This window comes from Trichormus sp. NMC-1 (assembly GCF_001858025.1).
Classification (GTDB): Bacteria; Cyanobacteriota; Cyanobacteriia; order Cyanobacteriales; family Nostocaceae; genus Anabaena.
In genome coordinates, this window is the sequence record NZ_LZQD01000002.1 from 299,462 (window position 1) to 323,462 (window position 24,001).

19 protein-coding genes and 2 other RNA genes are annotated in these 24,001 nt (G+C 38.6%); 7 read left to right on the plus strand and 14 right to left on the minus strand.

Features of this window, described 5'->3' with window-relative positions:
- The first annotated feature begins 154 nt into the window (after positions 1-154).
- The 3 genes from A9Y75_RS08220 to menH all read left to right on the plus strand — a co-directional run bounded on the left by A9Y75_RS08220 (position 155) and on the right by menH (position 3,157).
- Positions 155-556: a metal-sensitive transcriptional regulator gene (locus A9Y75_RS08220; RefSeq protein WP_071189081.1), complete on the plus strand. Its 402-nt coding sequence runs from the start codon at positions 155-157 to the stop codon at positions 554-556.
- Between the two features lie 214 nt (positions 557-770).
- A complete protein-coding gene (locus A9Y75_RS08225; RefSeq protein ID WP_071189082.1) occupies positions 771-2,315 on the plus strand; it encodes an ATP-binding protein in 1,545 nt (514 codons plus the stop codon).
- 29 nt (positions 2,316-2,344) lie between these two features.
- Positions 2,345-3,157, plus strand: coding sequence for a 2-succinyl-6-hydroxy-2,4-cyclohexadiene-1-carboxylate synthase (gene menH, locus A9Y75_RS08230; RefSeq protein WP_071189083.1), 813 nt, complete (start codon positions 2,345-2,347; stop codon positions 3,155-3,157).
- Between the two features lie 185 nt (positions 3,158-3,342).
- Here menH and A9Y75_RS08235 read toward each other — a convergent pair whose 3' ends face one another.
- Positions 3,343-4,044 (minus strand): glycoside hydrolase family protein, encoded by a 702-nt coding sequence (locus tag A9Y75_RS08235; protein ID WP_236721376.1) that lies wholly within the window; start codon positions 4,042-4,044, stop codon positions 3,343-3,345.
- Positions 4,045-4,164: 120 nt separating this feature from the next.
- The gene (locus tag A9Y75_RS08240) at positions 4,165-4,830 is read right to left on the minus strand and encodes an SDR family oxidoreductase (RefSeq protein ID WP_071189085.1); all 666 of its coding nucleotides are present in this window, start codon (positions 4,828-4,830) and stop codon (positions 4,165-4,167) included.
- Positions 4,831-5,009: 179 nt separating this feature from the next.
- Here A9Y75_RS08240 and A9Y75_RS08245 point away from each other — a divergent pair, with 179 nt between their 5' ends.
- Entirely contained in the window at positions 5,010-5,663 is a 654-nt protein-coding gene (locus A9Y75_RS08245; RefSeq protein WP_071189086.1) for a DUF1997 domain-containing protein, read from the plus strand.
- A gap of 277 nt (positions 5,664-5,940) precedes the next feature.
- Here A9Y75_RS08245 and A9Y75_RS08250 read toward each other — a convergent pair whose 3' ends face one another.
- On the minus strand, positions 5,941-6,411 hold the full coding sequence (locus A9Y75_RS08250; RefSeq protein WP_071189087.1) for a DUF4079 domain-containing protein: 471 nt from the start codon (positions 6,409-6,411) through the stop codon (positions 5,941-5,943).
- A gap of 287 nt (positions 6,412-6,698) precedes the next feature.
- Between A9Y75_RS08250 and A9Y75_RS08255 the strand changes: the two genes are divergently transcribed.
- A complete protein-coding gene (locus tag A9Y75_RS08255; protein ID WP_071189088.1) occupies positions 6,699-7,982 on the plus strand; it encodes an ankyrin repeat domain-containing protein in 1,284 nt (427 codons plus the stop codon).
- A 143-nt stretch (positions 7,983-8,125) separates the two neighbouring features.
- Here A9Y75_RS08255 and A9Y75_RS30070 read toward each other — a convergent pair whose 3' ends face one another.
- Positions 8,126-9,211 (minus strand): DUF5050 domain-containing protein, encoded by a 1,086-nt coding sequence (locus tag A9Y75_RS30070; protein WP_071189089.1) that lies wholly within the window; start codon positions 9,209-9,211, stop codon positions 8,126-8,128.
- A 474-nt stretch (positions 9,212-9,685) separates the two neighbouring features.
- On the minus strand, positions 9,686-12,709 hold the full coding sequence (locus tag A9Y75_RS08265; RefSeq protein WP_071189090.1) for a putative Ig domain-containing protein: 3,024 nt from the start codon (positions 12,707-12,709) through the stop codon (positions 9,686-9,688).
- A 663-nt stretch (positions 12,710-13,372) separates the two neighbouring features.
- Between A9Y75_RS08265 and A9Y75_RS08270 the strand changes: the two genes are divergently transcribed.
- Positions 13,373-13,825, plus strand: coding sequence for a cobalamin biosynthesis protein (locus A9Y75_RS08270; protein ID WP_071189091.1), 453 nt, complete (start codon positions 13,373-13,375; stop codon positions 13,823-13,825).
- A 212-nt stretch (positions 13,826-14,037) separates the two neighbouring features.
- On the opposite strand, the gene A9Y75_RS08275 is transcribed toward A9Y75_RS08270, so the two are convergent.
- The 8 genes from A9Y75_RS08275 to A9Y75_RS08310 form a co-directional block, all read right to left on the minus strand.
- A complete protein-coding gene (locus A9Y75_RS08275) occupies positions 14,038-14,391 on the minus strand; it encodes a phage holin family protein (protein WP_071189092.1) in 354 nt (117 codons plus the stop codon).
- A gap of 27 nt (positions 14,392-14,418) precedes the next feature.
- Entirely contained in the window at positions 14,419-15,186 is a 768-nt protein-coding gene (locus A9Y75_RS08280; protein WP_236721358.1) for a peptidoglycan-binding domain-containing protein, read from the minus strand.
- Positions 15,187-15,371: 185 nt separating this feature from the next.
- Positions 15,372-16,646 carry a pitrilysin family protein gene (locus A9Y75_RS08285; RefSeq protein ID WP_143046381.1) on the minus strand — a complete coding sequence of 425 codons (1,275 nt, stop codon included), beginning with the start codon at positions 16,644-16,646 and terminating at the stop codon, positions 15,372-15,374.
- A 286-nt stretch (positions 16,647-16,932) separates the two neighbouring features.
- Complete coding sequence (locus A9Y75_RS08290) at positions 16,933-18,174, minus strand: pitrilysin family protein (RefSeq protein ID WP_071189095.1); 1,242 nt, start codon at positions 18,172-18,174, stop codon at positions 16,933-16,935.
- 312 nt (positions 18,175-18,486) lie between these two features.
- Positions 18,487-18,670: non-coding RNA, 6S RNA (gene ssrS / locus A9Y75_RS08295), on the minus strand.
- A gap of 285 nt (positions 18,671-18,955) precedes the next feature.
- A non-coding RNA gene (gene ssrS / locus A9Y75_RS08300) (6S RNA) lies at positions 18,956-19,139 on the minus strand.
- 51 nt (positions 19,140-19,190) lie between these two features.
- Positions 19,191-20,339: a 5-(carboxyamino)imidazole ribonucleotide synthase gene (locus A9Y75_RS08305; protein WP_071189096.1), complete on the minus strand. Its 1,149-nt coding sequence runs from the start codon at positions 20,337-20,339 to the stop codon at positions 19,191-19,193.
- The gene (locus tag A9Y75_RS08310; protein ID WP_071189097.1) at positions 20,330-20,818 is read right to left on the minus strand and encodes a pentapeptide repeat-containing protein; all 489 of its coding nucleotides are present in this window, start codon (positions 20,816-20,818) and stop codon (positions 20,330-20,332) included. The genes A9Y75_RS08305 and A9Y75_RS08310 overlap by 10 nt, the downstream gene beginning before the upstream one ends.
- A gap of 665 nt (positions 20,819-21,483) precedes the next feature.
- Between A9Y75_RS08310 and A9Y75_RS08315 the strand changes: the two genes are divergently transcribed.
- Complete coding sequence (locus tag A9Y75_RS08315; protein WP_177176138.1) at positions 21,484-21,807, plus strand: hypothetical protein; 324 nt, start codon at positions 21,484-21,486, stop codon at positions 21,805-21,807.
- Positions 21,808-22,075: 268 nt separating this feature from the next.
- On the opposite strand, the gene A9Y75_RS08320 is transcribed toward A9Y75_RS08315, so the two are convergent.
- Positions 22,076-23,971 (minus strand): GTPase family protein, encoded by a 1,896-nt coding sequence (locus A9Y75_RS08320; protein ID WP_071189099.1) that lies wholly within the window; start codon positions 23,969-23,971, stop codon positions 22,076-22,078.
- Positions 23,972-24,001: the final 30 nt, after the last annotated feature.

Consider the following 24,001-nt stretch of genomic DNA (forward strand, 5'->3'; position numbering starts at 1 on the left):
ATTGGGGATATGGACAAAGTGATCTGTAATCAAGTTAATAGAACATAGAGTAACCAGGCTATTATGGAAATTTGCCCTTCTTGGTTCGGTTTTTCCACCAATCCATAATCTCTCTAGGTTAGGATCTTAATTAATACCAAAACCTTCATATCCCATGAATACTTCCAACAAATTAACTCATGAATCCTTGACAACATCTCCACCACCAGAACACACACACGATGAAGATCACAACCACGAACACACAGATCATACTCCTGGACAGGTAGATTCTGTTCATCCTCACGTTCATAGTGAAGAGTCATTACGACGAATTGTCAATAGGCTCTCGCGTATAGAAGGACACGTTCGCGGTATTAAAACAATGGTGCAACAAAATAGCCCTTGTCCTGATGTATTATTGCAAATTGCCGCTGTCAGAGGCGCAATAGATAAAGTAGCACGCATTGTTTTGGATGAACATTTAACTGAATGTATTGCTAGAGCCGCCCAAGAAGGCAATATTGATGTAGAACTTGAACAACTCAAAGCTGCTTTAGATCGGTTTTTACCTTAGAAACTCAAAAACAGCAGTGGCAGAACTTATGAAAAAATTTCTTGCCCGTCAGAGCCTTTATTTTCCAGTCAAGTTGGTGTAAATACTTCTCCTGGGGAGCAGGAAATGGACAAGAAGGTTTTAGCTTGGTTCATTTATTTGCATATTTGGCATATTTATCTTTATTTTAGCCTTTATACTTATTTACAAGATAGCAGTTTCCCAGTATTGAGTCATGATAGCAAAATTCAAGCAAATATTGCCTACATATCTATTTTTTAAAGGAAAGTACCGCATTATTTTCTTTTCGGCTGGTCTGTTTTTGTGTTTTGATTTAGGTGTTCTTCTCCCTAATTTTTTGATTTCTTCTCAATTAAAAGAAGATGCTCTAATTATTAACTTAGCTGGTCGTCAGCGAATGCTATCACAAAGAATTTCTAAAACTATCTTGCAATTACAAATAGCAGAGCAGACCGAAAAAACAATCTCTGCTGCACAGGATGAATTAGCCCAGGCTTATAAGCAATTTGATGAAACTTTAATAGGATTTAAAATAGGTAAAACCGTCACAGGTAGTGATGAAAAGCCAGTATATATTTCATATCTGAAAAGTACTAAGATAAAAAATCTGCTCACTCAAGCAGAAGCGATTTGGAATCCCTATAAAGTCAAAATTGAACCGATTATTTCATCTAAAAATAAAATTTCTCGGCAATCATTACAAGATGCTATAGTCTATTCAAATGAGAATAACCTCCAATTATTAGACTTGATGAATCAGATCACTACAGAACAACAGCAGATATCTAATAACAGAACTTATACATTACAAACTATTCAAATCACTGGTTTATGTTTAGCATTAATAAATTTTTTCATTTTGCTTTTTCATACATTAAAAAACTTAACCATTAGCGATAATAAAATTCAAGAAGCTTTAAATGAAGTAGAAAAAACACAAGTTCAACTCATCCAAAAAGAAAAAATGTTTAGCTTGGGACAACTTGTAGCCGGAATAGCTCACGAACTCAATAATTCTATCAATTTTATCCATCCTAACCTTCCTCATGCTCAACAATACACGGCAGATTTGTTAAAGTTAATAGAACTTTATGAAAAATATCATCTTAAAGTTGATACAGAAATAGAAATAAAGATTTTTACAAAATTAATTGATCTAAATTTTATTAAGTCGGATTTACCACAACTCATCAAATCGATGGAAGTCGGCACAACCCGTATCCGCGATATTGTGCTTTCTTTGCGAACTTTCTCTCACTTGGGTGAAACTGAAATCAAAAAAGTTGATATTCATAAAGACATAGACAGTATTATCATGATTTTGCAATGCCGATTCAATAACCAATTCAATTCATCAGCAATTGAAATCATTAAAGAATACGATAAATTACCACTAGTAGAGTGTTATCCTGCAAAACTTAACCAAGTTTTTTTGAATGTCTTAACAAATGCTATTGATGCTTTACAAGCTAAACAATTACCAAGAAATCCCCAAATTTCTATTACTACTAAGTTAGTAGAAGCTAATTGTGTTTTAATTTCCATTACCGATAATGGTGTTGGAATTCCTAAAGAAAATCAGCAACGAATATTTGATCCCTTCTTCACCACAAAACCCATAGGTAAAGGAACTGGTTTAGGATTATCTATTACTTACCAAATTGTTGTTGAAGAACATAAGGGTAAAATACTCTGCTTTTCTAGTCCAGATAAAGGTACAGAATTTCAAATTTATATTCCTATGGAAGTTATTTCTTAAATGAAATCCATTCTTATTAGAATAAAAAAATGAATTTAGAAAAATATAAATTTAATTATTCTTTAATTGACAATTCCCAAAAACCACTAATTCTTTTCCTACATGGCTTCATGGGTAATCTTGATGAATTTGATGAAGCCATAAAATTACTAGGTGAAGATTTTTCTTATCTCACCCTTGACTTACCTGGACATGGTAAAACTCAAGTTTTGGGAGGAGATGAATATTATAAAATGGAACAAACCGCCCCAGCGATAATCAACTTATTAGATGAATTAAAAATATCCCAATGCTTCTTAATCGGATATTCAATGGGAGGAAGATTAGCGTTATATTTAACTCTATATTTCCCCGAAAAATTTATCAAAGTTGTCTTAGAATCAGCTTCCCCAGGTATACCAACAGATACAGAAAGATTAGCCAGAATTAAAAGTGATTTCCAAATTGCCAGTAAATTAACCCGAATTATTAATAAAAAAGATTTTCAAACCTTCCTCAATAATTGGTACAATCAGCCAATCTTTGGTAATATCAAAAATCATTCTCAATATCCACCAATGCTAGAAAGTAGGTTAGAAAATAATCCTCTAGAACTGGTAAAGTCACTGCAATTTATGGGCAATGGATATCAGCCTTCTCTTTGGGAAAAGCTAGAACAAAATAAACTTCCATTGCTGTTGCTAGTTGGCAAAAATGATAAAAAATTTGTAAATATCAATACAGCAATGTCTTACAGATGTGAATTTTCGCAGTTACGAATAATTAATAAATCTGCACATAATATTCACTTAGAAAATACATTAGACTTTGTAAAAAATATCAGAAATTTTTTGATTGATTAACTCAAATAACGTAAGAATTCAGGAGTCAGGAGTCAGGAGTCAGAATGCTTATGAAATGAAGAATAGAGAGAGGTAAGATTTTATCAAAATTATCAAAGTTTACTAAAAAAGCCTTTATTCTCCTGAACCGCAGGTCTGCGTAGCATCTTCTGTATTCTTTATCCTGAATACTTACCAAATAACTTTCAATTAGGTCGATTTTGTGGTTTTTTTTGTGGACTCTGAAGAATTGGAGAAGGTGTCAAAATTCCCTTCGCTGGTTGATTAGCAGCTTTTAATTCTTCTTGCAATAATTGCTGATAAACTTGAGGTAAAAAGCGAGTATTCTGATTAGTCTCTATGCCATATCCTAAACTTGTCCAAGTGGGAGAAAGTCGCCGTAAAACTTCATTTAACTTTTGCTGACGCAGGAGTTGAGAAATATCAGTTCCCCAAACTCGTGAATCATTCAACCAACGATAAACTACTACATCTTGATACTCTGCTTCAAAGCTATAATGAGACCAAAACATTAACTGCATGGGCGGATTTGGATGATAGCGGGGAGCAATTTCATACCAAGTAGTATTAATAATTTGATATCTACCAGCAGCAGTGGAACAATTACCTGTATTTGGACCTACCACAATGGTGACACATATTTCAGGATGCCGACTCAGATCACTAACTTGCTGACCACCATATAAGAGAGAATAGGGACGCTTACTATTAGCCTCACTGGTAGAGATAGTTCGCATCAAAGCCCGAATGTAAGGATCACCATCTTTCATCACCAATGGAGGCTGCTTTCCCCCAAACAGAGGTTCGGAAGGCGAATGTAAATCTCCACCAACATACCACTGTAATAAATATACAAAACCGAGCAGCGCCGCTAAAGGGCCAATCAGTTTTTCTACACCTTTGAGTTCAAAGCCTTTCAGAACCTAACTCCTCATAACAAACATAGATATTGGATCATCAAAACTCAGCGAACCTCTGCGCTAACCTCAGCGTCCCTCTGCGTTTGATCAAAAAGACTTAACCGGCTCAAATAATTCCCTCCAACTTTTCGTAGTCTCTCCTACTCTAGCCACGATTTCCACAATTTTATTACGCGCAGCGGGTTCAAAAAGAGACTCAACACATACCTGAGCCACTTTTTGCCGAGGGATGCTACCATCGAATAATGTATCAGCACTCTGCATCACTATACCATCGGAGTTATCTTCATTTTTCAAACCTCCTGGTCGGACAATAGTATAGGTAATTCCACTTTTTTGGATATATTCCTCAGCTTGCTTTTTCCAAACTAAAATCAGCCAAAATAGGTTCAACGGATGAAAAAGCTGGGAAACACACAAAGAAGAAACTAAGACAAAATGCTGAATCTGCTGGGCTTGAGCAGCAGTTACTAAATTTTTTGTCCCTTCAAAATCTACTTTATAGGGGCCTGTAGGGTCAAAACTGGGACTTGCACCTGTGGCGCAGATTACTACCGTGCTATCACCTAATCCCGCAGATAGGCTTTCTGGTTGTAATACATCGCCTACAACTATTTCGACATCAGGAGATAAAATAGCCTTAGCTTTTTCTGGATCTCTCACCAAGGCGCGGACAGGAATATTTCTCGCAACTAGCTCTTGGATAATGCGACGACCTGTTTCACCTGTTGCCCCTGCTACAAATACTTTCATAATTAGCGCTATCTTGGGAAACTAATATGTGCTTGTTCAGTTCTTTATTGTAGTGATTCTATGGAGTTGATGACAGATTTTTGAGGTTTTCGTGAAATTTGCATTTTTTTGTGAAAAAATTATCCCGAAGTGGGAATCATGAATATAGACAAACTTCTATCTTTACAAAAAACACACTTATGGTAGCAAACAACTGGGATTATCCATCTGTGGAAATAAATGAATCAGTTTTATCTGTGGAATCAAGCGTGACAATCGATGAAACTGCTTTTAAAGAAGATAATATAAATATAAGCAGATTTCACAGCCATCATCAAGATTGTATGGAAATGTATGCTCCTGTGAGTAAGGTTGCTGATTATCTGGATTCTCACTCCTCATGGTTCACACGCTGCGCTGAACCGATGAAAGTGCAACCTTTGGGAAAAAATGGCTATGCGTTAGTAATTGGTCGGTTTGGTTCTTTTGGTTATGAAGTAGAGCCGAAAATTGGTTTGGAATTGTTAGATCCAGAACAGGGTAATTATTGCATTCGGACTATTCCTATCCCTGATTACCAAGCGCCTGGTTATGACGTAGACTATAATGCATCGCTGCAATTGGTAGAAAGTGCCGCTGAGATGACAAAGGTAGAATGGCAATTAGATTTGATGGTTGAGCTTCATTTTCCCAGATTTATTCAGCGTTTACCCCATTCTCTAATTCAGTCTACAGGCGATCGCTTACTTCATCAAATTGTCCGCCAAGTCTCCCGTCGTTTAACCCGCAAAGTCCAGGAGGATTTTCATCAGTCTCAGGGTATGGCCTTTCCTCTTAAGTCTCATAACAAGTGAAGACCTGACTTGAAAATAAGACCCCACCCCTAACCCCTCCCCGCAAGCGATGAGGGGAATAAGAAGTTTTTCATGTGTCCTGGTGTACGCAGTTCATGATGGCTACTTAGATTTATTTGTCAATGGTCAGTAGCACAATACAACTGACCACTGACCTTTTTTAATTAAAAGTTAAAAATTAAAAATTTAAGATTAATAATAATTTTTAATTAATAATTTTTAATTTTTAATTGCAGCGTTCGCGCAGCGTCTCGTAGAGAAGCGACTTGACACCTGACTATGCTTGAGTGAGAATTTTTTGGACAATTTCTACGCCAGAGATAGCCTGCCATATAAAAAGCCCTAAAATAGCGAAATTAAGCAAAATATGAGTTACACGCGCCCAATTTGCTCCTTTTTGCATAAAGGGGGAAAGAGACGCAGAAAATGCTATCAAACCTGTCATACTCAGACCGGCTAACAGGTGTGGACCAAAAAACAATTTACCATTATTGATATAGGTGACAGCCATGCCACCAATTGAACCTGCTACCATCAAAGCTAAAAGAATAGAGCCGATTTGGTAGTGCTTGACTGTATATTTGCCTTGAATGAGTTCTTTCTTTTCTTCACCCTTAGCATTTCTGGTACGCTGTACTTGCAGACCCAAGTAGGCAGCATACAGTGACAGTGCTAGTAGTATCCACATCATCACTGGGTGAAAGAAATTCAAACCATATTTCACTGCTGGAGAAAGTTCGAGGCTCATCGTGTTCTCTTCCAATTATTAAATCTTAATAAAAATTAGCATACCTTAGTTTAAAGCTGAGAACTCAGTACTTTTATTTCCCTCTTGCCAAAGTACTTAAACAATCTCAGACTAAATAGTGACGCTATAGCAGGAGTCAGGAGTCAGGAGTCGGGAGGGGCGAACGGCCGTTCGCCCGTACAGGAGTAAAACCCTCTTGTAGTGGGAGTTTTATTATCAATTGATGTCCTAACCACCTTGTACACGGCTATAAATTAAAGAATATACGTTTAAGCGGGAATTCCTTTATGACTGAAAACAAAGATAACTTCCTACTAAAAGCTGCCAAAAGTGGCGATATCAAGAGTCTGTGTGAGTTACTGGCTAGTGGTGTTGAGGTAGATGTGTGCGATCGCAATGGCACGACTGCGTTAATGTTCGCGGCGAATTTAGGTTATACAGAAATAGTGCGATCGCTCTTAGATTTTGGCGCTAATCTCAACTTACCCAGAAAAACCTATGGGTTGACGGCGTTAATGTTGGCAGCTAGTAGCAATCAACTTGATATTATTAAGCTGTTAATATCTAGAGGTGCCGACGTAAATGCTATTAATGAAGATGGTAGCACCGCCTTAATGGCAGCAGCAGTCAAAGGTCATCTCAATGTGGTGGAAATCTTATTAGCTGCGGGTGCCAAGGCAAATATTACCGATAAAGATAATGATACCGCTTTAAAACTAGCAATCAAGCACAACTGGACAGAAGTTGTCAAAGCCATATCACAAAATAGTCCTATTGTCAATAGCCCAGATGCAGAAGGTGAGACACCCTTAATGACAGCGGTAGACTTAGGAAATTTAGAAATGGTGCAAACACTATTGTTAAATGGGGCTGATGCTAATCTGAAAAACCACGATGGTGGTACTGCACTGTTAGCTGCTGCTGCCATAGGAAACAGTAATATTGTTGCAGCTTTGTTAGATGGAGGTGCAAAAATTAATCACCAAGATAAAGAAGGTGAAACAGCCCTGCATTGTGCTGTTGTCGAAGGCTATCTTGATGTAGTGCAAGTATTACTTCAACGGGGTGCAGATGTCCAAATTAGAAATCATCTGGGTGATACACCCCTGCTTGTAGCCTCATTCCAGGGACACAGCGAACTAGTTGCAGCTTTGTTGCATTCTGGGGCTGACATGGATAAAAAAAACTTTGGTGAAGTTGCCCTCACATTAGCAGCATCTCAAGGACATACCAAAACAGTAAAAACGCTAGTTGACTATGGAGCTAATGTCAATGCCTTAGCAGATGATGGTAAAACAGCTTTAGTCAAAGCCATAGCCAGCAACCATCCAGAAGTCTTCAAACTGCTGTTAGCAAAAGGCGCAGATGTAAATTTTCAAGACTCATCTGGGGCAACGGCGTTAATGTGGGCTGCCGCAGAGGGTTATAGTCAAGCTGTGCAGATGTTACTTACCTCTGGGGCGGATGTGAATTTAAGAAATAAAGGTGGTTATACAGCTTTAATGATTGCCGAATTTAATAACTATCAGGGAATTGCGCGGATTTTAAGACTAGCTGGGGCGCAAGAGTAATATCCTGTTCGGTTCAAGACTGATAATTAGGGAATCGCGCGGAGATTTTTTTTAATAAGTAGGGCTTGCTGAAAAAAGATAAAACCCTATGCCCACAAACAACTTATTCAGCAAGCCCCAATTAGCCAGACTTGATATGATGCCTAAATACTGGCCTCAGTCACAATTATATCGGTACTGGCAAGAGATGCTTGATTGGAAAACAGCGCTATTTGAACTTGTGCTGTAGTACCAACTCCGTCAGCATCAAAGAAAAGTTTACCGTGAATTTGATCGTAGATAAAGCGATCGCTTCCTAAGATAGCACTAGAACCAAGTCTAAACACACTGGAGTCAAGAGCGCCCAGTTCTTGATTGAGTCCAAATTCTAACTTAGATATTAAGACAGTATCACCGACAGTGAAGTCAGTAATAATATCAAAATCTCCAGCCTGTGTATTAGCTAGTATAAAGCGATCGCTACCAGTTCCACCAGTTAATCGGTCTACACCAACTCCGCCTATCAGCACATCATCACCTGTACCACCATTAAGGTAGTCATTACCATTGCCACCATTGAGGATGTCGTTGCCACCTAATCCAAACAGGTAATCATTACCATCTCCAGAACTCCCTTCTCCTAGATTGATATCCAACTGCACAGGGTTTCCTTCAGTGTCAATTTTCCACAACTCAGTTCCGTTAGTACCATTATCAGATGTGAAGTAGAGTGTACCATTAACGTTCGTTAGGTTGTAGGGATTAGAACTCCCTTCTCCTAGATTGATATCCAACTGCACAGGGTTTCCTTCAGTGTCAATTTTCCACAACTCAGTTCCGTTAGTACCATTATCAGATGTGAAGTAGAGTGTACCATTAACGTTCGTTAGGTTGTAGGGATTAGAACTCCCTTCTCCTAGATTGATATCCAACTGCACAGGGTTTCCTTCAGTGTCAATTTTCCACAACTCAGTTCCGTTAGTACCATTATCAGATGTGAAGTAGAGTGTACCATTAACGTTCGTTAGGTTGTAGGGATTAGAACTCCCTTCTCCTAGATTGATATCCAACTGCACAGGGTTTCCTTCAGTGTCAATTTTCCACAACTCAGTTCCGTTAGTTTCGTCGCTGTCTGTAAAGTAAAGTGTACCGTTGACATTGACGTTGATTAAGTCAGGAGAAATGAACGGTTGGGATAAGCGACTAATTTTATTGACTAGGGATGGCTGAGAGTCAGTATTCTGTAGCATATTGGGTAGATGTTTTTTGAGTAAACTGATTACAGTAATTTAAGCGGTAATGAGCAGCTTTATACAAGACAATCAACTAAGATTTTTTGCTTAAAGCCTCTAAAATTAATTATGCAGTATATCAAGTTATACATGATATGATTCATATCACCTGTGAAGGTTACAGTTTTTTGAGAAAATTACACTACAGTTCACGAATATTGTCACAAGATATTTTAGCCGTTTAGAGTATTAAGTTCGGAAAACCTAAAAATTACACAGACTTTCCAGCCTGTTCCCTGCTACAAAACTGCTGGGTGACACTCAGACAGCAAAACTCCGCCGTAACTGTTGAGAGTTTGTGACGGCGGAGAAAGAAGAAAGTGAAACATCAAGATGAAATGCTTACGCTACAAGGGTAGAAAAAAAGTAAACATGAAGACGTAATTTACCTTTTACCTTTGCTTTGTTTCTCCCTCGATGTTTCCTACTGTGCTAGTTGTACTGAATATATCGGTTTTTATGTTTAGCGAAAGTATTAAACTTACCAGTCAGGATGAGACGTTCTACATTGTCTCCCAATATAAAACTTACAGATGCTTTGACAACATCAATACCTGCATTGTCTCCTTCGGTAATCGTATCTTGGAGACTATCTACAACGTAAGTATCATCACCATTACCACCATTGAGGATATCATTACCTGTACCACCATTCAGGTAGTCATTACCATTGCCACCATTGAGGGTATCGTCGCCACTTCCACCATTAAGGTAGTCATTACCATCTAATCCAAAAATGCTATTTTCGCCCGAGTTTCCTTTGAGGTTGTCTGCATTTGATGTACCTTTAATTGGAGAGTCGATCACCAAGTTAAACACATCGCTGATTGTAGCCCCAGCACTATCTGTGACTGTAACTTTGATGTTGAGATCACTCGCGTCCTGAGAATCAGGAGTGCCACTAAAAGAAACTGTTGCTGCCGTGAAAGTTAACCAACTAGGCAGAGGGTCGCCATTTTCCAAAGTTGCAGTATAAGTAAGTCCGTCTCCAGCATCTACATCTATGAAGCTGTCAGAAGGAACAGTAAAGCTGAAGGCATTGTCTTCAATGGCTTTTTGGTCAACAATGATATTAGCCACTGTTGGCGCATTATTAACTGGATCAGATAAAGTGCGAATAACTTCTTTGATGTCAATTAGTCCTCCTGCTGTATAATAAAGCAGTCCTCCATAACCAAGATCGCTGACTTTTACTGGGTTGCCTTGATTATCAATTTTCCACAACTCATAGCCATTAGTACCATCAGAGGCTGTGAAGTAAAGTGTGCCATCAATGTTGGTTAATGTGTAGGGATATAAACTTCCTATCTGCTGATTGATATTGCTGACTAATGCCGGGTTGCCATTGCTATCAATTTTCCACAACTCATAGCCATTAATACCATCATTAGCTGTGAAGTAAAGTGTGCCATCAATGTTTGTCAGGTTGTAAGGATTAGAACTTCCTCCTCCTTGATTAATGTCAAATTGTACAGGGTTGCCATTGCTATCAATCTTCCACAACTCAGTTCCGTTCACATCGTCAGAAACTGTGAAGTAAAGTGTGTCATTGACATTAGTTAAGTTATAGGGATAGAAACTTCCTCCCTCCTGATTGATGTCAAATTGAACAGGATTACCATTGCTATCAATCTTCCACAACTCAGTTCCGTTCACATCGTCAGAAACTGTGAAGTAAAGTGTGTCATTGACATTAGTTAAGTTATAGGGATAGAAACTTCCTCCCTCCTGATTGATGTCAAATTGAACAGGATTACCATTGCTATCAATCTTCCACAACTCAGTTCCGTTCACATCGTCAGAAACTGTGAAGTAAAGTGTGTCATTGACATTAGTTAAGTTATAGGGATAGAAACTTCCTCCCTCCTGATTGATGTCAAACCGCACGACGTTTCCTTGAGTGTCAATCTTCCATAACTCATAGCCGTTAGTACCATCATCAGCTGTGAAATAAAGTGTGCCGTTGACGTTGGTTAGGTTATTGGGATGGGAACTTCCTTCTCCCTGATTGATGTCGCTGACTAGTACTGCATTTCCTTGATCATCAATTTTCCATAACTCATAGCCGTTAGTACCATCATCAGCAGTGAAATAAAGTGTACCGTTGACGTTGGTTAGGTTGTAAGGATTGGAACTCCCCTCTCCCTGATTGATGTCGAACTGCACGACGTTTCCTTGATTATCAATTTTCCACAAGTCATAGCCGTTAGTACCGTCATAAGCCAGAAAGTAAAGTGTGTTATTGATGCTGTTTAGGTTGTAAGGATTGGAAATTCCTCGCCCCGCATTGATATCCAACCGTACAGCGTCACCTTGAGTATCAATTTTCCATAACTCAGTTCCGTTAGTACTATCATCGGCAGTGAAATAAAGTGTGCCGTTGACGTTGGTTAGGTTGTAAGGATTGGAAATTCCTTCTCCTGGATTGATATCCAACCGTACAGCCTTACCTTGAGTATCAATTTTCCACAAGTCATAACCGTTTGTACCGTCATCAGCTGTGAAGTACAGTGTGCCATTAACGTTAGTTAGGTTATATGGGTGGGAATTTCCTTCTCCTGGATTGATATCACTAACTAGTACTGGCTGACCATTTGTATCAATCTTCCATAACTCATAGCCGTTAGTACCATCATCGGCAGTGAAGTACAGTGTGCCATTAACGTTAATCAGAGATTCGGGATTGGAAGAGCGATTGACAGTTGGAGTATTAACTACTACTGGGTTGCCATCCGTGTCAATCTTCCACAATCCATAACCGTTTGTACCGTTCTCCGCTGTGAAGTAAAGTATGTCATTGATGTTGATCAATGATTGGGGATTAGAATTTCCTTCCCCTGGATTAATATCACTAACTAATACTGGCTGACCATTTGTATCAATCTTCCACAACTCAGTTCCATTAGTACCATCATTAGCGGTGAAGTACAGTGTGCCATTAACGTTAATCAGAGATTCGGGTTTGGAACTTACATCTCCCGGATTAATATCACTAACTAGTAATGGCTGACCATCTGTGTCAATTTTCCACAACTCAGTTCCGTTAGTACCATTATCAGATGTGAAGTAGAGTGTACCATTAACGTTCGTTAGGTTGTAGGGATTAGAACTCCCTTCTCCTAGATTGATATCCAACTGCACAGGGTTTCCTTCAGTGTCAATTTTCCACAACTCAGTTCCGTTAGTACCATTATCAGCTGTGAAGTAGAGTGTACCATTGACGTTCGTTAGGTTGTAGGGATTGGAACTCCCTTCTCCTGGATTGATATCGCTGACTAACACACGATTACTCTCAGTATCAATTTTCCACAACTCAGTTCCGTTAGTTTCGTCGCTGTCTGTAAAGTAAAGTGTACCGTTGACATTGACGTTGATTAAGTCAGGAGAAATGAACGGTTGGGATAAGCGACTAATTTTATTGACTAGGGATGGCTGAGAGTCAGTATTCTGTAGCATATTGGGTAGATGTTTTTTGAGTAAACTGATTACAGTAATTTAAGCGGTAATGAGCAGCTTTATACAAGACAATCAACTAAGATTTTTTGCTTAAAGCCTCTAAAATTAATTATGCAGTATATCAAGTTATACATGATATGATTCATATCACCTGTGAAGGTTACAGTTTTTTGAGAAAATTACACTACAGTTCACGAATATTGTCACAAGATATTTTAGCCGTTTAGAGTATTAAGTTCGGAAAACCTAAAAATTACACAGACTTTCCAGCCTGTTCCCTGCTACAAAACTGCTGGGTGACACTCAGACAGCAAAACTCCGCCGTAACTGTTGAGAGTTTGTGACGGCGGAGAAAGAAGAAAGTGAAACATCAAGATGAAATGCTTACGCTACAAGGGTAGAAAAAAAGTAAACATGAAGACGTAATTTACCTTTTACCTTTGCTTTGTTTCTCCCTCGATGTTTCCTACTGTGCTAGTTGTACTGAATATATCGGTTTTTATGTTTAGCGAAAGTATTAAACTTATCATTTTTGATGTATCAAAATTCACATTTATAAAAAATAAATCATACTTTGGTGTGATTTTACGTCTATTTATAAGGTCTTTGCGAGATTATATAGAAAAGATTAAATTTAATTAAATACTATAGAATGAGTAAATTATGCAAGTAGATTTATTATTTTTACAAGTTTTATGGGTAGGTATTGGTTGTCAAAAAGGAATTTCATCACTATTAATTAATACCGCAATTGAGAAAATTTTCCGAGAAAATCAACTTAGCCGATCTCAGATTTCCGGTATGGCTACAATTGAATCTAAAGCTGATGAAGTGGGTTTAAAGGACTTTTGTCTGGTATACAATTTACCTCTAAAAACCTTCACAGCCGCAAATCTGGCTAATGTCTGTGTTCCTCACCCTGCTAAAATTGTTGAAGAAAGAATAGGAACCCCAAGTGTTGCAGAGGCCTCTGCGATTCTGGCCGCTAGTGAAATTACTACTTTGGGTGTAAGGTTATTAGTTCCTAAACAAATTTTTCGCTTACCAGGGGAAGTGGGAACGGTGACAATAGCTATTGCCCAAACGGTAATATCGTGTCCAGTTAAAAACTTATAATTAGGCTGACACGGAGATGGAGAGACGCGGGGACGCGGAGAGTTTTTTTGATAAGTAGGGTTTGCTGAAAAAGTTCCCTGTTCCCTACCCTCACAGACAACTTTTTCAGCAAACCCTATATATAACTTAAGAGTTGTACTTGATTTAATTCATATTCCTTAATAATACAAATAAAGCAAATACAGCAGAATTCAGAAGTCATACTGCTTTTTTCAATCAACGACTCGCAGAAAATAGTTAATGATGCTAGAAACAATTGCCAACACAATTGAACCAAAAAAAGCCGGGACAAAACCCTGAATGATAAAATCAGAACCTGGAGTTAAGGCGCTGGCCAGCCAAAGAGTTAAAGCGTTGATTACAAATGTAAATAACCCAAAGGTAATTAAGGTGATGGGAAATGTTAACAAACTCAAAAAAGGGCGAATAATGGCATTTACCAAACCGATGACAATCGCAGCAATCAAAGCAGCTACAAAAGTTCTGATAATGAATCCAGGAACAATGTTAGCCGTAATTAATAACGCGATCGCAGTACCAAACCAAGTTAATAAAAAGTGTTTCATATCAATTAACAATATTTTTGTATCAGCCTAACGTTGTTGGGGTAATCGCCGTAAGAAAGCTTGCCAAGTAGCACCACCAACTATCCCATCTGGTTTTAACCCATAGCGGATTTGAGCCGCTTTTACGGCTGCTTCAGTGGTGATCCCAAAGTCTCCATCCATACTACCTTTCAAGAAGCCCAGAGTTTGTAGTAGTTTTTGTAACTTTACCACTTCTGAACCACGGTTACCTAAACGCAAAATTGCCCACCCTTCTGGGGTGTATTGAATACTAGGATTTTGCTGATTTCGCGGAGTAGGCTGAAAATTTGGATTAGGCTGATTCCGGGAAGTTGGTTTTGGTACAGGTGTGTTGTTGATTCTGGTGGTTCCAGTGAGTTGGGTAGGAACGGTTAAACTATTTGCTGAGATAGGTGGTGGAGAAGAAGAGATAGTGGCAACCGGCGATACATTAGGAAAAAGTCTTTGCCAAGTGATGGAATCTACAATACCATCTGGATTTAAGCCAGCAGCTTGTTTAAATTGAGAAACAGCAATAGCTGTACCTTGTTGATAAATGCCATCCACTGTACCTGTATAAAAACCCAACAGTTTCAGGGCAGCTTGAAGTTCAAAGACACGTTCACCTTGGCTACCAAGTTTGAGCGTAGGGCGGTTGATGTTGCCGACTGCGTTGACTTGGGCGATTTTGGTGGGTGCTGCCGTTGATACCATAGCTGAGGAGCTAATTAGCACAGGTGTGGCAATGAATAAAAGTAAGTAATACAACATACTATTTGGTGGAAATTTTCTCATACTTATCTTACCTTGGTGGGATGCCAAAGGCTGGCGATGCGATCGCTCTATTTACACAATGGCGTAAGTCAATCAACCATTAAAAATTACTGAAAAGCTTGTGTAATCTGCTTTTTTAATTTTTAATTTTTAATTTTTTAATTCTGATAAAGCAGTATTAGTGACGCTTTGTGCAAGTCAAACTGTTAATTGCTAACTGATTGAATTGCTTCTTCTTGACCAACTAAAGACAAATAAGGTTCCTGTAAATACCGATGAGCGGCTATCATAGCTAACTTAGGAGTGACTTTATGAATCAGTTCGGTGAATTCTTGGTCAAATTCAATTCCTAAACCTAAAATTTCGTACCAACCGTATATTTGAGCAATTTGTCCATTAGTTTGTTTACCCAAGGCATACTGACCCAGAATTTTATTTTTCGCTGTTTGTAGTTCCTCTGCCGATAGTTCAGTAGTACATAGTCGTTCTACTTCTTGGCGTAGTCCTTGGAGGGCGATACTAGTATTTTCTGGGGCTGTACCCATATAAACCACAAATGAGGCGGGAAAGAGGCGTGTAGAGTAAATGGCGGATACTTCGTAAGCCAAACCTCTTTTTTCTCGTAATTCCACAAACAAGCGGCTAGAAAGACCATTTCCTAGGTATGTAGACAGCAATTTCAAAGCCGCGTATCCAGGGGCGCTCACGCACGGCCCCATATAACCCAGCATGACGATTGATTGCTGTGTATTTAAGGGTTTGAGGCATAACTGTGGTTTGACAGAAATTGCGGGTAAATCAAGTATATGGCGTGGTTCGGCTGGAGAAATCCAGTCACCAAAAACTTCTGTGACTAAATCTAGTGCTGCTGAGGGTGTAATGCGTCCAGCAATACTAATTACCACGTTATCTGGACGAAAATGAGTTTGGTGAAATTGTATTAAGTCTGCACGAGTGATGCTGTTAACGGTTTTTTCAGTACCTAAAACTGACATCGAGTATGGATGTTCTTGGTACATTGCTTGTCGCATTTGCTCAAAAGCAACACTAAAGGGTTGCTCTTTTTGGGAGCGAATATCTTGTATTGCTAATCGCTTTTCTAGTTCTACTTGGGTTTCGGGAAATGTGGGCGATCGCAATAACAACCCCGATAATGTTAAAATTTCGGCAAAGTCAGCCGTTACTGTTTTCAAAGACAGCAGAAAATAATCAGTTCCAGCGTCTGTGCTTAAACTTGCTCCTACAGACTCGACTTTTTCGGCAATTTCTAAGCTAGATAAACCATCACAACCTTTTGTCATCACTGCTGATAGCAAATGTGATAACCCTGCTTGCTCTCGATTTTCATAACAACTACCACCACGCACAAAAATCCTTCCGGCAATAATATCCGCAGCTTGATTTTCTGCCACTAAAACAACAATGCCATTGGCTAATATGGTGCGATGGATAGGAGAATTAGAATTATCTATACTTTGCATTATTTTAGTTATAGGTTATTGGTAAGTAGGACGGTGTAAATAATTAAAGGTTTGTAGAGAGGACTTAAGTCCTCTCTATCTCCTGTGGTCGAAGCTTCACTAAAGAGACGCGGCGCGTTTGCGTAGCTCCTCTGCAAGAGGCACGCCCTTAGTGATACGAATAAGGGCTAAAGCCCTGACTACGAACTGAATTATAATATTTTTACATTGCTTAACATGGTTTGATTTAATTCGGTCGGCTTACTTAATTACTTATTAGACATGAGTGATAATTTGGAACTAATGACTAATAGGGTTTAAGAATTGTCACTGCATAATTCTGTGGACAAATATACTGTTGTGCTAATTTTTGCAGTTCTTGAGCATTAAAAGATTGAATTTGCTGGGGGTAGTTAACAGCTAATTCTGCTTGAGCGATGGTATTGTAGTAACCATAGAGACTGGAAAGCTGATTTGGTGTTTCCGTAGAAAATGCATATTCATTACACAATGTTCTGCGGATGCGATTAAGCTCAGGTTCACTAATATCTGTAGTTTGTAAATTATGCAAATGATGGCAAATTAAAGACTCGACTCGTTCTAAATATTCTGGTTCTAACCAAGCAGTAATTGTCAACAAACTCGATTCACGCTGTAAAGAAAAGCTACTACAAATTGCCTGTACGAGTTGCTTTTCTTCCCGTAAATCATGGACTAAACGCGAAGTTCTGCCTTCTGCTAATAAGACGGTAAGGAAATCTAAACCATGTGCGTCCCGGAGTTGTTCTACTCCTGGTGCTATCCATGCCATCATTAACCTAGCTTGCTCTAGCCTTGGTAAAATCAGTTCTCGACGGCGAATTCCTGTAATTACTGGTGTTACTATTTTCTCAGATGGGGGGCAATTAGAGCGATCGCTAAAATTTGCAAATGATTGATTGACAATTTCCCAAGCCGGTTCTTGAGCAATTCCTCCCACAATTACCACTGTCATATTTTCGGGTTGGTAGTGGGAACGGTGAAAACAGCGCATTGCTTCTGGTGAATGCTGCATCAGTTCTTGCTCAGTACCCAAGACAGAACGTCCATAAGCGTGGTTTTGATAGACGTTTTTAAGCAGCGATTCAAATCCTATCGAATCAGGATCATCAGCATCAGCGCGAATTTCCTCAAGTACTACATCTCGTTCACGGATAAATTCATCATCCGCAATTGTAGCATTGAGCAACAGTTCCCCTAAATGGGGTAAGGTATCTGCTAGGTAAGGGGCAGCTGTGGTGAGAGAGTAATGTGTATAATCATGACTCGTAGCTGCATTACTCACACCACCCATCTTTTCAATGTTATAATCAAACTCTCCTGGGGGTAGGTTTGCTGTACCTTTAAAAATCATGTGTTCTAAAAAGTGCGCCATTCCGAACCAAGAATTTGGTTCCAAAGTAGCTCCAGCGCGAACCCAAACATCAGCTGCCACTACAGGGGTAGTGGAAATTTCCTGATGAATAAATGTTAAACCGTTGTCTAGGTGAAAAACCGAGGCTGGGAACACTGTTTTAGCTAAGTATTTTGTCAAGTTTTTGTAGCTTTAACCACAATTTAACGCAATTATGCTATTATAACTCCAGATGTTAGTTAAATAAGAGTTAATTTATACAGATTATAGAAATTTAATTTTCTTAACACCAAACCTATGAGAATATTATTGACCTTTTTTTAATTAAAAGTTAAAAATTAAAAATTAAAAATTTAAGATTAATAATAATTTTTAATTGGAGCGTTCGCGCAGCGTCTCGTAGAGAAGCGACTTGACCTATAAAATTTAAAACTCCCAAGTTGTTTAAACTTGAGAGCTAAAAATTTTGAGTTCACCGCGACGCCGTTTTGCCTAAGTTTATGACCTGGTTATACCAGGTGGGAACGGATGTTGCTCGTTTAAAGTTTCCGGGTACAAGCCCGGTATACTGCCACGAGAACTATTTGGCTCCCAGTTTCTTAAAGACATAGATCAAAAAACTTGTGGGCAGTCACCAACGTCGTAGTGCAACTAACTCATTATAGCCTTCAAAAATAGTTTGTGTGTTGAATAGAGAAATTTTTTAGGAAAATTTTTCTGGAGGAGCGTTCGCGCAGCTTTATTCATCCAGTTATTGATGGTAAAGGTGATGAACAAGACTGGGACAAAGCCGGACGGATAGAAGTTGGCGGTGCAAAAAATTTAAGATTAATAATAATTTTTAATTGGAGCGTTCGCGCAGCGTCTCGTAGAGAAGCGACTTGACCTATAAAATTTAAAACTCCCAAGTTGTTTAAACTTGAGAGCTAAAAATTTTGAGTTCACCGCGACGCCGTTTTGCCTAAGTTTATGACCTGGTTATACCAGGTGGGAACGGATGTTGCTCGTTTAAAGTTTCCGGGTACAAGCCCGGTATACTGCCACGAGAACTATTTGGCTCCCAGTTTCTTAAAGACATAGATCAAAAAACTTGTGGGCAGTCACCAACGTCGTAGTGCAACTAACTCATTATAGCCTTCAAAAATAGTTTGTGTGTTGAATAGAGAAATTTTTTAGGAAAATTTTTCTGGAGGATACCAGATAGATTCTATTTGGTGTATGATATCGAGCGCTGTCTGTTCGTTTTGCTGCTCTAGCAAAACGGTAAGATGTCCAAGTTTACGTCCTGGACGAGATTCTGTTTTTCCGTACCAGTGTAAGTGAGCGTGGGGAATCGCTGCTAGTTGTTGGCGCTGACTTTGGTAGTCGCTGTGTGAGTTTTCATACCCCAAAAGGTTTACCATAATTGCACTGGTGCAGTTTAACTGGGTATGCTCTAAAGGCAAGCCACAAACGGCTCTCAGGTGTTGCTCAAATTGAGAAGTTTCACAAGCATCTAAGGAAAAATGCCCAGAATTATGGGTGCGAGGTGCAATTTCATTTACTAAAATTTTACCATCGGCAGTTATAAATAACTCAATGCCAAAAACTCCCACAACTTGGAGGCTATTTAATAGTGTATGCGCGATCGCTTGAATTTCTGCTACTTGCTGGGGTGTAATATCTGCTGGGGCAATTACTCTCCGACATACCTGTTGTTGTTGTTGAGTTTCCACAACTGGGTAAGTGACAATTTCCCCATTTACAGAACGTGCTGCAATTATAGCCAATTCTTTTTTAAAGGGAACAAATTCTTCGACTAAGAACTGTGTATTTTTTTGATTTACTACTTTTGATAAAGAGGCTAAATCATGGATTACAAAAGTTCCCTGGCCATCATAACCATGTCGTCTAGCTTTGAGAACAATAGGAAAATCCCAATTTTCTATTTTAGTTTGAATATCTTCTGGCTTTTCCAAAGCGAAAAACTGAGGAACTGGTAATCCTAAATCCTGTAAATAGCAACGTTGATGATATTTATCTAATAACGGCGATAAAGCTGCTAATCGGGGACGAAAACAAACACCTTGCTGCTCTAACAAATATAAAGCATCTAAATTGACAAACTCATTTTCAAAAGTGATAATATCGCATTTTGAAGCTAAAATCTCCGTCGCTGCGGCATCATCAACTGCGCCAAAAACTGTTTCTTGAGCAATAGATACAGCCGGATCATCTTGATTAGGAGTTTGTACTATTAATTCTACTCCTAGCTTGTTTGCTGCATCGCTCATCATCCAGGCAAGTTGTCCGCCACCAATTATACCAAGTTTTATCGACATCCTAACGACTCACGAGTTTCTACACCAGTTTGGGAATTCACACCACTGGCTTCTGCACATAGCTCTTTAATTTGCGCTCTATCTAAAATAGCATCCGTAAAATCTGCACCTGTGATGTTGACATCAGTAAAGACAGAACGGAGCAAAAGAGCTTCTAACAAAATGGCATCACTGAGATCAGCGCCATTCAATTTTACTTCATTAACCATTGCATTAGTTAAATCTGCTCCATGTAAATTTGCTTTTGTCATGACGGAAGCACTCAAAACGGCTCCCCGCAAGTCAGCACCTGTAAAATTAGTCATCTCTAAGTTTGCGTTAGAAAACTCCGCAGCTTGCAAACTTTGTCCCGAAAAATCGTGTCTTCCTAACTCTGCATTGCTAAATGATAGAGGGTGACTCCAGTCTGCTCGTGCTGGAGATGTTACGCACCATATAATAATTCCTAACAGTAATGCTAACCCTTGTCGCCAGTACATATTTAATAGCCGATTTAGTGTTTAATGCATTTCAGCATACCCTATTCTGTTAAGTAGCTGGTTGATTTTGGTTAAAACTTTGTCATAAATGCCAGGGTTTATCTATAAAAGTTTTACTAAATTATTACTTTAGACTGATGTCGTCATAGTGTTAAATATTTCATTCTAGCAATAGATGAGATAATGAGAATGCCGCTAAAAGCTTTTGAGCAGAGGCATTTTGAATATAAACATAGTTGAATTGGTATCGACATTGATTCACAGATATCAATCAGCAAATACTGAAACTTTTATATTTCTTAACTTGAAAAATTGATGTTTAAGTTAGATATTTGATGATTTTAGAATTACTTAAGATTTTAGCAATGACTCACAGGGTTCTTTACATTCATTTACATAGCAAACTTCAAGTAAAGTTTATTATCTTTTGCTAGAAATAGCGGCTATAGCCTGTTAGTCTTTTAATTAAGGGGAAGCAGCATTTGCTCATCTTTGATCATTATTTATATGTTTTATATGTTTTAAACTTATGTGTTAATTGCTTAACTAAAGTTAATAAGTATGGAATTAGCGTTAATCTTATAGCTATCAATTAGCTAGTCAGGAATCTTCTATAGATTTATATTCACTAACTACACAAATTGCACAATTGGAATTGTATCCCGATGATGAATCATTACTCTATTCAATGGATTGAAGCATGGTGCATGGAAAACGGCTGGACAGATTTATTTGTCGAGCGACGTGGTAACTACTGGGCGTTTCCTCCTGGAGGAGTAATGCCAGAACCAATTCCGGTTCATGTTTTGAGAGTGATTAAAGAAGAGAATGGATTAACTAATCAGGAACTTTTCTGGTCAATCACGGCTGTAGTTATTACGATTGTAGCTGTTATTTATACATTTATCTACAAGTGTCCCATGCCATTAGTTTTAGCTTTTGCTCTTAATGCGGTGACAGTAGCAAACTTGGAAAATGAAGATTGCTAAATAATAGGTTTGGATATTTCTAAACAACTACTCTCTTTGAATGATGAGGGTAGTTTTTCGCTATGGATTTAGGAGATATATCGGTTCTCGGTTGAGTGAGGAACCCCACCCCCAACCCCCTCCCCGCTGTTTCGTGGAGGGGGCTATGATTTATCTCATGTGATTAGGAAATGCTATATATATCAGGAAGATACCCAACTTTTCTGAGAAATCTGGTATCTGACTCTTGTTCACAAGTCAGATACGATTGCTATATAAAGTGCAGTTGTTATTGAAGATAATAATCAAATCGTTCTCGCAGTTGTTCAATTGTTAAATTCTGAGTCCAATATTCTATTAAAGCATGACCAAATGCTTCGGCGTTGCGGTCTGTCGTGGTAGAATTTTCTAATAACAAAGGCCAGAGAGATAGTAAATCGAAATTGCGTGATTGGGAATTATCAGGATTGAAAAGGGGAAAAAGTTCATAAGCCATTTGTAATTTACCAATGACTATAGGTAATTGTTCGACGGGAATTTTTTCTGCAAGAAGATAAGCAAGAGTAGGAGAACCGGTTGATAGAGTAGAAATAAATTGCAAAACTGGACTTTTAAGAAGTGCAGTAAGTCCTTGAGTTGTTGCCATTTGAAAGGTATAATGATCGATAATTTTAGCTGCTGCAATCGTGCGGATTTCCAGATTACGTAAAAAACGAGTGAGACGTAATTGTTTTGCGGGAGATATGGCTTCTACTAATCCCCAAGATAACACTTCTACACCCCAAGCATGACGACCAGTTTTGATATCACTGGTGACAATTGGTAAAACTAAATTACAGAAATTTGCTAAAAGTTGTTTTCGATATTCTGTCGCTTCTCGAATAGATATTTCTTTGGGTTTATTTCCCATTTCCCAATTATAAGGAGGTTGCCATTCACGAAGAGGACGCAAACGATCTACTTGAGTAACAATGGTAATGATGGGTAAATCTGCGATTTCTGATTTGATATCTTCTAAAAAGTCTACATCCATCTGCAATGCGGGATCAAGTGCGGGAGTAACTAATAATAACAAATCAGCATTTTTGGCATAATCAATGACTAAATCCCGCAAATCATCACGTTTGACTTGTTCATAACCGGGAGTATCCCAAAGATTGAGAATTTCTCCGCTTTCTGTTTCCCAGTGATAATTCTGAATTTTATCTGTACTCGGTAACACATCAACTGCTGCAAGTTCATTTTGAAAAATAGTATTAATTAAACTACTTTTACCTGCACCTGTGCGTCCGATAACGAGAATATTAAGGGGTTTTTGCTCAACTGTTTCTGGAGGTTCAGCTTGGGTAAGAATGTCACGCAGGGTTTGAGTTTTGCCTTGGGGTAGGGTGGGGGTAGGTAATTCAATTTTAGTACCTGCATAGAGTGCGATCGCTTGTTTGCACAAATTCCGCAAAGCCGCTTCTCGTAAAAGTTGGCTCAAATTTATCAGTAGTTCTTGAGAAGCACGATTACTAACACCTGCACTCGCTTTTTTTGCTACTGCTGCAACAGGATTTAATACCCATTGCGCCCAATTCCAAGCTTGCCAGAATTTACGAGCGGATGGCTCTAACTTACGATAGACTTGGTATGTTTGATAAGCTTGTCCAACTGTAACTTGATTGAGAACTGGTGATAATTTCTGCATCCACTGATCCATATCGTCTACAGTTCCACGAATTAAACCGTAAACTTGGGGAATGTAGATGTTGAGTAAGGGATATCTTACTTCTGGATTATAGATATGGGAAATTGCTACTACTAAATCTTGACATCTTGTCCAAAATGTTTGCCAGTCTTCCCAAATAGGGGAATCATTTTGTGCTGCGGTAAGAACTTTTTGTAATTCTGCTTCTACTTGAGTAGCTGTATCTATTCCTGTTGACACATTTATATTATTGTCGTTGCTAGATTCCAATTCTTCCTGCACTTCTGCAAAGACAGCTTCGATTTGATTTACAGCTGGTTTAGTCCAGCGTACCAGCAACCATCGCCAACCGACAAATACAAGGGTGAATAATGCCCAAATCCAACTTAATCCCCAAGTGTGAATTTGCATTCCTGCGGATATGAGTAGGAAGGAGACAATTATCGCAATTGGTGAGATGAGGATGATCCATTGCCAGAGTTTTAAACGTATCATTTTTCAATACCTGTTTTGATGAAAGTTCTT

Bases quoted from the DNA above. Each gene is read 5' to 3' on its own strand.
- A9Y75_RS08280 (WP_236721358.1), bottom strand. From the start codon at position 15,186: ATGAGAAAATTTCCACCAAATAGTATGTTGTATTACTTACTTTTATTC.
- A9Y75_RS08305 (WP_071189096.1), bottom strand. From the start codon at position 20,339: ATGTCGATAAAACTTGGTATAATTGGTGGCGGACAACTTGCCTGGATG.
- A9Y75_RS08310 (WP_071189097.1), bottom strand. From the start codon at position 20,818: ATGTACTGGCGACAAGGGTTAGCATTACTGTTAGGAATTATTATATGG.
- A9Y75_RS08270 (WP_071189091.1), top strand. From the start codon at position 13,373: ATGCAAGTAGATTTATTATTTTTACAAGTTTTATGGGTAGGTATTGGT.
- A9Y75_RS08320 (WP_071189099.1), bottom strand. From the start codon at position 23,971: ATGATACGTTTAAAACTCTGGCAATGGATCATCCTCATCTCACCAATT.
- A9Y75_RS08285 (WP_143046381.1), bottom strand. From the start codon at position 16,646: ATGCAAAGTATAGATAATTCTAATTCTCCTATCCATCGCACCATATTA.
- A9Y75_RS08250 (WP_071189087.1), bottom strand. From the start codon at position 6,411: ATGAGCCTCGAACTTTCTCCAGCAGTGAAATATGGTTTGAATTTCTTT.
- A9Y75_RS30070 (WP_071189089.1), bottom strand. From the start codon at position 9,211: ATGCTACAGAATACTGACTCTCAGCCATCCCTAGTCAATAAAATTAGT.
- A9Y75_RS08220 (WP_071189081.1), top strand. From the start codon at position 155: ATGAATACTTCCAACAAATTAACTCATGAATCCTTGACAACATCTCCA.
- A9Y75_RS08240 (WP_071189085.1), bottom strand. From the start codon at position 4,830: ATGAAAGTATTTGTAGCAGGGGCAACAGGTGAAACAGGTCGTCGCATT.
- A9Y75_RS08315 (WP_177176138.1), top strand. From the start codon at position 21,484: ATGATGAATCATTACTCTATTCAATGGATTGAAGCATGGTGCATGGAA.
- A9Y75_RS08255 (WP_071189088.1), top strand. From the start codon at position 6,699: ATGACTGAAAACAAAGATAACTTCCTACTAAAAGCTGCCAAAAGTGGC.
- A9Y75_RS08265 (WP_071189090.1), bottom strand. From the start codon at position 12,709: ATGCTACAGAATACTGACTCTCAGCCATCCCTAGTCAATAAAATTAGT.
- A9Y75_RS08225 (WP_071189082.1), top strand. From the start codon at position 771: ATGATAGCAAAATTCAAGCAAATATTGCCTACATATCTATTTTTTAAA.
- A9Y75_RS08245 (WP_071189086.1), top strand. From the start codon at position 5,010: ATGGTAGCAAACAACTGGGATTATCCATCTGTGGAAATAAATGAATCA.
- A9Y75_RS08275 (WP_071189092.1), bottom strand. From the start codon at position 14,391: ATGAAACACTTTTTATTAACTTGGTTTGGTACTGCGATCGCGTTATTA.
- menH (WP_071189083.1), top strand. From the start codon at position 2,345: ATGAATTTAGAAAAATATAAATTTAATTATTCTTTAATTGACAATTCC.